General features: G+C 58.2%; 8 protein-coding genes. 4 read left to right on the top strand and 4 right to left on the bottom strand.

Going from position 1 to position 7674, the window contains the following annotated elements; all coding sequences use genetic code 11:
• Window positions 1-400, bottom strand: a 400-nt coding sequence (locus tag EIC84_RS25630) for a PAS domain-containing protein (protein WP_134737320.1), incomplete at its 3' end; no start/stop codon positions are given.
• A gap of 287 nt (window positions 401-687) precedes the next feature.
• On the opposite strand from EIC84_RS25630, the gene EIC84_RS25625 reads away from it, so the two are divergent.
• Both EIC84_RS25625 and EIC84_RS25620 read left to right on the top strand, forming a co-directional pair.
• Complete coding sequence (locus EIC84_RS25625; protein WP_003071557.1) at window positions 688-1461, top strand: MHYT domain-containing protein; 774 nt, start codon at window positions 688-690, stop codon at window positions 1459-1461.
• Between the two features lie 226 nt (window positions 1462-1687).
• Window positions 1688-2086 carry a BLUF domain-containing protein gene (locus EIC84_RS25620; RefSeq protein ID WP_003071555.1) on the top strand — a complete coding sequence of 133 codons (399 nt, stop codon included), beginning with the start codon at window positions 1688-1690 and terminating at the stop codon, window positions 2084-2086.
• An 84-nt stretch (window positions 2087-2170) separates the two neighbouring features.
• Here EIC84_RS25620 and EIC84_RS25615 read toward each other — a convergent pair whose 3' ends face one another.
• Complete coding sequence (locus tag EIC84_RS25615) at window positions 2171-2593, bottom strand: Imm10 family immunity protein (RefSeq protein ID WP_003071552.1); 423 nt, start codon at window positions 2591-2593, stop codon at window positions 2171-2173.
• A 531-nt stretch (window positions 2594-3124) separates the two neighbouring features.
• Complete coding sequence (locus tag EIC84_RS25610; protein WP_080554273.1) at window positions 3125-4066, bottom strand: LysR family transcriptional regulator; 942 nt, start codon at window positions 4064-4066, stop codon at window positions 3125-3127.
• Window positions 4067-4108: 42 nt separating this feature from the next.
• Between EIC84_RS25610 and EIC84_RS25605 the strand changes: the two genes are divergently transcribed.
• Entirely contained in the window at window positions 4109-5401 is a 1293-nt protein-coding gene (locus EIC84_RS25605; protein WP_003071548.1) for a Zn-dependent hydrolase, read from the top strand.
• 165 nt (window positions 5402-5566) lie between these two features.
• Here EIC84_RS25605 and EIC84_RS25600 read toward each other — a convergent pair whose 3' ends face one another.
• On the bottom strand, window positions 5567-6097 hold the full coding sequence (locus EIC84_RS25600) for an O-acetyl-ADP-ribose deacetylase (RefSeq protein ID WP_034363776.1): 531 nt from the start codon (window positions 6095-6097) through the stop codon (window positions 5567-5569).
• Between the two features lie 1273 nt (window positions 6098-7370).
• On the opposite strand from EIC84_RS25600, the gene EIC84_RS25595 reads away from it, so the two are divergent.
• The coding region (locus EIC84_RS25595; protein ID WP_134737356.1) for a porin at window positions 7371-7674 on the top strand (304 nt) is incomplete at its 3' end.

Here is a 7674-nt window from a genome sequence, read left to right as displayed (position 1 = left end):
GCATGGACTCATACAGCTTTTGCGCCGCCTCGACCTCTTTGCGCTCGGGCTGGGTGCGCACCGACATATAGCCCTTGGCCTTGTCATTGCGGATGATGGGAATGGCATTGGCCCGAACCCAGTAGTGGTCCCCGTTCTTGCGCCGGTTCTTGACCAGTGCGCTCCAGGGCTCGCCGCTTTTGAGGGTGGCCCACATGTCGGCAAAAGCGGCCGGGGGCATGTCCGGGTGGCGCACCAGATTGTGCGTCTGGCCGAGGATCTCTTGCGGCTCGAAGCCGCTGACCTCCATGAACGCCTGATTGGCATATTTGATGTAGCTCTCCGTGTCCGTGGTGGACATCAGAGTCGCGTGCTCATCAAAGCTGTACTCCCGCTGAGTTACCGGTGCGTTCACTCTCATATGTGCCTTCTGTAGTCAATGGCCTGACAAAACGGGATGCCGCCCAGTTGGAGTGAAGCCGGTACGCCTTGGGCACCCGTGCGATCGCTCCTTGAGCACTTGTTCGTGTCAAGTGCTTACATATTCCTTGACTGGTTTCAATTTTTGAATAGATATCAGATCTGATGTATCTAACTAGCATCTAATCAGATCTGATTCATCAAATCATCTTGATGGCTCTGAATTAATTTGATACAAGTCAATTTACAAATTCTGGATTCTTCTTGTTCGGCAACCAGGAGAGGCTCATGGATGCAATGGTCAGCACCAGCTACAGCATGGAATTGGTTGTACTTTCGTACGCGATTTCAATGATTGGCGCCTTCATTGCGCTGATCTCCGCCAAGCGACTTGAGCCAGAGATTGATGACCGTCAGACCTATCTGATGAGCCTTGGCAGCACAGGGATTGCTCTTGGCGGCATTGGCGTATGGTCAATGCATTTCATTGCCATGCTTGCGCTGCGCATGGACCTTGGGACCGGCTACTCGATATGGGAGACCGGCGTGTCGCTCATTGCCGCAGTGGCAATCTCGGCTCTGGCTTTTCATATCGTGGCTCGCAATCCGCGCAGCATTGGTCGCTTGCTGTTGGCCGGATCCATGCTTGGGCTGGGTGCCGTTGTCATGCACTACCTAGGCATGTATGGCATGCGTTTTGGAGGCCACCTGGAGTGGGACTATGAGCGAATCGCCATGTCTGTGCTTATTGCTCTCGTGGCTGCAACTGCGGCGCTGTGGCTGGCATTTCATACCGCACAGACAAGCATGCGCCTGCTTGCTGCGGCGATCATGGCCCTTGCCGTTTGTGCCATGCACTACACGGGCATGAGTGCTGCCGAGTTCATTTGCACGACGGAAAATCGCCTTGCAATTCCTTCGGGAAGGTATGTGCTTAGCGCACTTGGACTGCCGATGGTGGTGGCTGTACTGGCCCTGGGCATGTCGATGGTTCTGCTGATGGACCTGGCGCTGGTATCTTTCCAAAAGAGCAGCACAAGAGCAGGCATCCCTCGCAAATGAATTGCGGCAGCAGACTGGTGCCCCTTGTTATGGAGCTTGCTTCGCATTGCGCCACCATCGATCTCGACCTGTCTCGTTGGCACGTGTCGCCCGATGACGAGCAATCGGCCCGTTGATCACCACTCCGGCTCTGTCTGCAAGGAATAGGTTCTGAGTACCTGGCTGGAGACGATCTCGATATCGGCACCAACCGCACCTATGCAACGCTGAAAAGTAAGAGGCAATCTTGAAACACCTGCTCGGATGTTTTCTTTATCACAGTGAAATCGCTAGTGACGCAAGCACGAGCTGTGTCGCAGATATCACCAGAGTCTCACGCCGCTTCAATGAGGCCCATGGGATCACAGGGATCCTGATTTTTGACGGTCAGCGCTTCGTCCAATACATGGAGGGTCCTCAGCAGCAGGTGGTTGCACTGGCCAAAAAGATATCCCTGGACAATCGCCATACCAATTTCACTCCGCAGCACGAGGCAAGAGGCATAACGAGTCGCCTTTTCTCCGGTTGGACCATGGCATACCTCTCGGTGGAAGATGCCGAGCCGTTGGCCCAAATGTGGGTTGTCGACGGAGACGCCGCGATGAGTTGCCTGCAGCAGCTATTGCCAATGCTGGATGCTGCATAGCAGCTTCCATGACCATCACGGCTGCGTCGCATCCGTCCTGCCCTTGGTAGTGCACCCTGGCCGAAGGGCCTGCGTTCGTCACGCCTATGCACCCCCGATGGCCTGGCCTTCGCTCATCTCAAAGCAGCTCTCCCCGGCAAAGATATTCGTCAGGGCAGCCTTCAGCTCCTCGTACTCGCCTGCTGAAAGATCAAAGGCGATGGACATTTGCTTCGGCTCATCCATGTCCTCTTCCGCCTCGCGTTTGAACGTGAGCTCCGCACCGCTACGCTTCAGCACAAATCGCTCAATGCCGCCATAACGAGGTCTCTGCTGCCCACACCACTCGACATGGTAGGTATCCATGCCCAGCTCTTCATCCTGCTCGTCCTCATCCTCTTCGAAGGAGCGTTGAAGCATCAGGTAATGCTCGGTGTCGTGCTTCTTGTCGGCAAAGCCGACAAGGTGGCAGAAGTCCTCCGGGTCTTTTGTGACGATGCAGGCTGCGCGAAAGGAGAGAGTGTTCATTTGGATGTTCTTGAGGGTTCAGGGCAGCGACAGGCTTGGAATCCGGATCCTATGGCGGGAAGGCCCTGTTCACGAGCGTCGTGGACCGGCTGGCAGCAGTCTCCCGGCGTTCGCAGAACATGTGCTGCAACGGATTCATTGCTGCTTGATGCTTGACTTGCTCAGTTGATGAGCCTCGACGCACCGGCTCGACTACTGGCTGCTCCAAGATGGATGCTGGTTATTGGCGGAGCAGCCGTGTTGTTCTGCGGACAGATTATCTGGGGCCTTCTTGCTACACGGTCCATAGGGCCGAGCCGCCGGGCTCAAACCCGATGGTCTTTAGCCTTCAGTCCCTCTGACGGAGGTCAGCTCAAGATCATGTGCCGCCGCTGCTTTGGTCCGGCAGAGGTTGCCCACGCTGGAGACTTGGCAACAGAAGAGCCGGTGTGCACCAATTGATGGCCCCGATGCAAAAGGCAGTGAGCTCCTGCCTCGCCGATGGCAGACATCGGTACTGACGCAGCAAGGATAGATTCGATCAAACTACTTTCAAACCTCCGGTCGCTGCATCCAGGCTGCACAATGAGCCTGAATACTCTGGCAAACCAACGACAAGGAACGGCTCAATGGCTTGTCCTTGCGCAACACCATCGCCAGTGTTCGCTGCAATCCAGGTGTTAACGGGCGTGAGACCAGGTCATCGCGGGCGCCTCGCCCCTGCATGGCCATGCGCGGAATCACGGCATAACCCAGGCCTATGGCCGCCATCTCCTTGAGCGCTTCGACGCTGTCAAGCTCCATCTGAGGATGCGGCAGTTCACCGGCACGGCGCAGCCAGGCATCGACCACGCCGCGCGTGCTGGCTGATTTCTGCAAGGCAAGCAGAGGCAGGGATCTCAGCTCCGGCGCAGCCACCGCATCGCCCGGCATCAGCATCTCCGGGCAAGCTACGGCCACCAGCTCGTCGTGCAGCACGGGAGTGGCCAGCAAGGCGCGGCGGTTTACCGGCAAGGTGACCAGGGCAAGATCCAGGCTGTTGTCCTCCACGCGCTTGACGCATTCCTCGGTATTGCCCGTGACCACCACGATGTCGATGCCCGGATGACTGGCCCGTATCTGGCGCAACACGGCAGGCAGAAGATAGAGACACACGGTCAGGCCCGTACCTATCCGCACCTGCCCATTCACCTCGCGCGCATGCGCACTCAGTGCATGGGCCAGGCCTTCCAGCGCCATGCTCACGGCGGGCAGTTGCTCCAGCAGGGCCTTCCCGGCAGCCGTCGGCACAGCACGCCGCCCCACGCGTTCTATGAGGCGTGTGCCGAGATGGCGTTCCAGTTGACGCACTTGCAGGCTGACCGCCGGCTGGGACAGCTGCAACAGCTCCGCAGCCTGCGAAAAACTGCCCTCCTGAACGACCAGGCAAAAACTCCTCAACAGCATCAAACCAGGGGCATTAGCCAAAGTTTCACTAATACCTTGCATAAACATCAAAAGATTCCTTATTGGTAAATCTCGGGCGAAGATTACTCCATGCAGAACGCTCCTACTTGCTCCCCCCTTCTTTCCCCGGCTCTGCCACCGATCGACGGTGACCGCCTGTGGCGCCGCCTCGAAGACCTCGCCAAATTCACCCAGGCCGACATGCCCTGGACCCGCCGCGCCTTCAGCGCGGAGTACCAGGCCGCACGCGTCTGGCTGCGCGAAGCTTTCGAAGCCGCGGGCCTGCAGGTGCGCCTCGATGCCGCAGGCAACCTCATCGGCCGCCGTCCCGGCCGGCGCGATGACCTGAAGCCTCTGGCCACGGGCTCGCACACCGATACGGTGAACGCCGGAGGACGCTTCGACGGCATTCTGGGTGTGCTGGCAGGGCTGGAAGTGGCCCATGCCCTGCAGGACGCGGACATCACGCTGAAGCACCCCTTCGAGGTCATAGACTTCCTCTGCGAGGAGCCCAGTGACTACGGCATCTCCTGTGTGGGCAGCCGCGCCATGGCCGGCCAGCTCAGCGCCGACATGCTGGCCGCCCGCGACGACCAGGGCGACACACTGGGCCAGGCCCTGCAGCGTCTGGGCGCCCGCCCCGAAGCCCTGGCCGAGGCCGATCGCCGGCAGGACGGCTTTGCGGCCTTTGTGGAGCTGCACATCGAACAAGGGCCCATGCTGGAGCGCGAAGGCCTGGACATAGGCGCCGTGACCGACATCGTGGGCATACGCCGCGCTCAGCTGTTCTTCGAAGGCCGGCCCGATCATGCGGGCACCACCCCCATGAATGAACGTAGCGATGCTCTCGTGGCTGCAGCAATAGTCATACGCCAGGCCCAGCGCCTGGCGCTGCAATGGAGCCGCAGCACACCTCACTACGTGGTTGCCACGGTAGGTCGCATGAACGTCTCCCCCAACGCCAGCAACACCGTGCCTGGCCAGGTGGACCTGACGCTGGAGGTGCGAAGCAACCATGCCCCCCTGCTGCAGGAGTTCTGGGAAATTCTGGCGCGGCGCTGCGGCCCGGCTATCGGGCGATTGGGCGTGAATTGGCGCGTGGAGCTTCGCACCCATGTGGACCCTGTTGCCTGCGCGCCGCTGATTGCTGCTGCCGTGGAGCAATCCGCCCAGCGCCTGGGTCTGGGCTGTCGACGCATGCCGAGCGGTGCCGGCCACGATGCCATGTACCTGGCTCAGACCGGACTCTCGGGGATGATCTTCATCCCGTGTCTTGATGGGCGCAGCCATAGCGCGGTGGAGTGGGCTTCACCGGGCCAGGTTCTGGCCGGCACCCAGGTGCTTGCCGCTACCCTGCTGAACCTGGACGAGCAAATGGACTAGCTGCAATCACGAATGTGAATGGATCAGGCTTGTCCTGGTCCCTGCCAGTCATGCGTGAATGGGCTCTTGAGTATCTTTTGGGTTCGCTACGCAGCAATGATCGGCTTTTCAGGCTCACACTCCCGGCCAGGAACGGTCATGAAAACTGGGCTCCAGGCTCAGGTGCTACTCGGATCCGGACGGCGCAAGTCGATTCAAAATCAATTCATACTGAATCAAGTCGGCAGGTGAGAAGCAGCAGAAGACAACTTCTTCAATTGGCGAATGTTCCGACAGGCTTTCCTGGACAGTCCTGACAGCCACTTGCGCAGCCAGCTCGATCGGGTACCCATATATGCCGGTGCTGATGCTTGGGAAAGCAATCGAGGCAACCGACTTCTCCTGCGCCAACTCTATGCATCGGCGATAACAGCTGGCGAGCAGCTCTGCTTCACCGCTTTCACCGCCTCTCCACACAGGTCCGACGGTGTGAATGATGTATTGGGCAGATAGGCGATAAGCCTTGCTCACCTTTGCATCGCCAGTCTTGCAGCCTCCGAGCAGCCGACATTCATGCACAAGGTCTGGACCTGCCGCACGATGGATTGCACCGTCGACGCCACCTCCGCCAAGAAGAGACGAGTTTGCGGCATTGACAATGGCTCCCACATGAAGCGTTGTGATGTCGGAGCAGATGGCATGAAGGCGTGTGGGCATATCTGTACAGCGAAAGAGCGGGAAGGCAGCCGATACTGCAATGGCAGACCAGTTTTGTAAACGCGTTGCCTGCGTAAATGCCGACGTACGTGCCGACGTGCGATGCAGTTGCGTGCGGCCGCGTTCCCGAAGTGCCTGGAATCAGGAAGATCGCTATTTTGAGCGATCGTGACCGTTGCAAAACTTCTGTTCATCCTGGCATTCGATGGTCTGCACTGGGTCGATCCACGACTTTAGCAGTCCGGCCAGAAGCGGACTCTTCTGTGATCGATCGCCAGTTTCGGTGAAAGCCTGTCCGAACTAGCCCCGGCCTGGCGCCTGAACGACAGCAAACCCCGCAACACCAGTCCTTGGGCTCCATTTGCCCTGAGAGGCTGCCTGGCTGGACGCTCGACAACGCGGCTCGCAGCGACATCCTCATGTCGACCTGTGGCACTCGTTGAACCTCGAATATCACTTGCACGGGATGCACTGCGAAGCAACGTCTTGGCGACTGAGGCCAGCTAGAACGCGGCATTGAGAGTCATGCACCGAACGAAGCATGGGTGGATGGTGCGAGCTGCAGCGCAACGAAAGCTCGTCGTCGCAACTCTATTTCGTCATCTAGCTAGCGTTTTACCGCAAGGGAAAGCACCAAGCAAAAGTACCGCTTTTTTTCTTGAATTACTTATGAAAAATAAACAAAATTCATCCGAAATTGATTATGAAAAATATCCAAATAAGTACTGATAGGAAGCAAGCCTTGGCAACTCCCTGAACATCAAAAAGAGCGCACCGCACCGACTCGATCGAGCACCGGTCCGAACGCTGCAACAGCTCCAGCCAGAGCTCTTCGCCCGAAGTTTTCCAAACAAACGCTTGAACTGTGCCCATGGCACGGCAAGGAGGTGCTGCGCCCAAAAAAAGTCTATGACTCAACGGATATCCACGAATCCGAGCACTACGGCAACGGCAGCGCCAGGGCCTGTGCAATGCCGGGTCCAAGGTTGACTACAAAGAGTTCGCTGGTCTGGACCAGGAAACCGTGGCTCCTGAAGCTGCAAAGCAGCTCCCTTCTTGGGCTCAAGAGCGCTTTGTCGGACAAGCCGCAGCCAGCAACTGCCCTGCTTCTTGAAAACAGGATTCTTGCAACCGAGCGGTAGGTCGCGGACGGCCAGTTCGCGCCCTGCTACCCACCTGCATTCGATGCAGCAACTGAAAAGGAGGACGGCAGCAAAGAAATCAAAGCATGGAGACTTCCTGTAATTCAAAGATTCATATAACGGAGACATAGTTGTTTAGAAAAATAGCAAGCACATTTGCGCTGATGAGCCTGGGAGGGCTCGCACACGCACAATCATCTGTCCAGATCTACGGCATCATGGACACGGCCGTCGAAACCATGAACAACGTGGGCGCAACCCAATCCAGCCTCACACGCATGCCCAATCTGACGGGCAGCGTTCCATCACGCCTGGGCTTTCGCGGCCGCGAGGATCTGGGAGGCGGATTGAGCGCATCCTTCACGCTGGAGATGGGTATCGGCCCCGACAGCGGAGCTCTCAATCAGGGCGGTCGCGGTTTCGGCCGCCAGTCCT

The organism is Comamonas sp. A23 (assembly GCF_004522605.1).
Lineage (GTDB): Bacteria > Pseudomonadota > Gammaproteobacteria > Burkholderiales > Burkholderiaceae_C > Comamonas > Comamonas thiooxydans.
The sequence above is the reverse complement of the archived record's forward strand: the minus strand, read 5'-3'. Positions and strand labels throughout refer to the sequence as shown.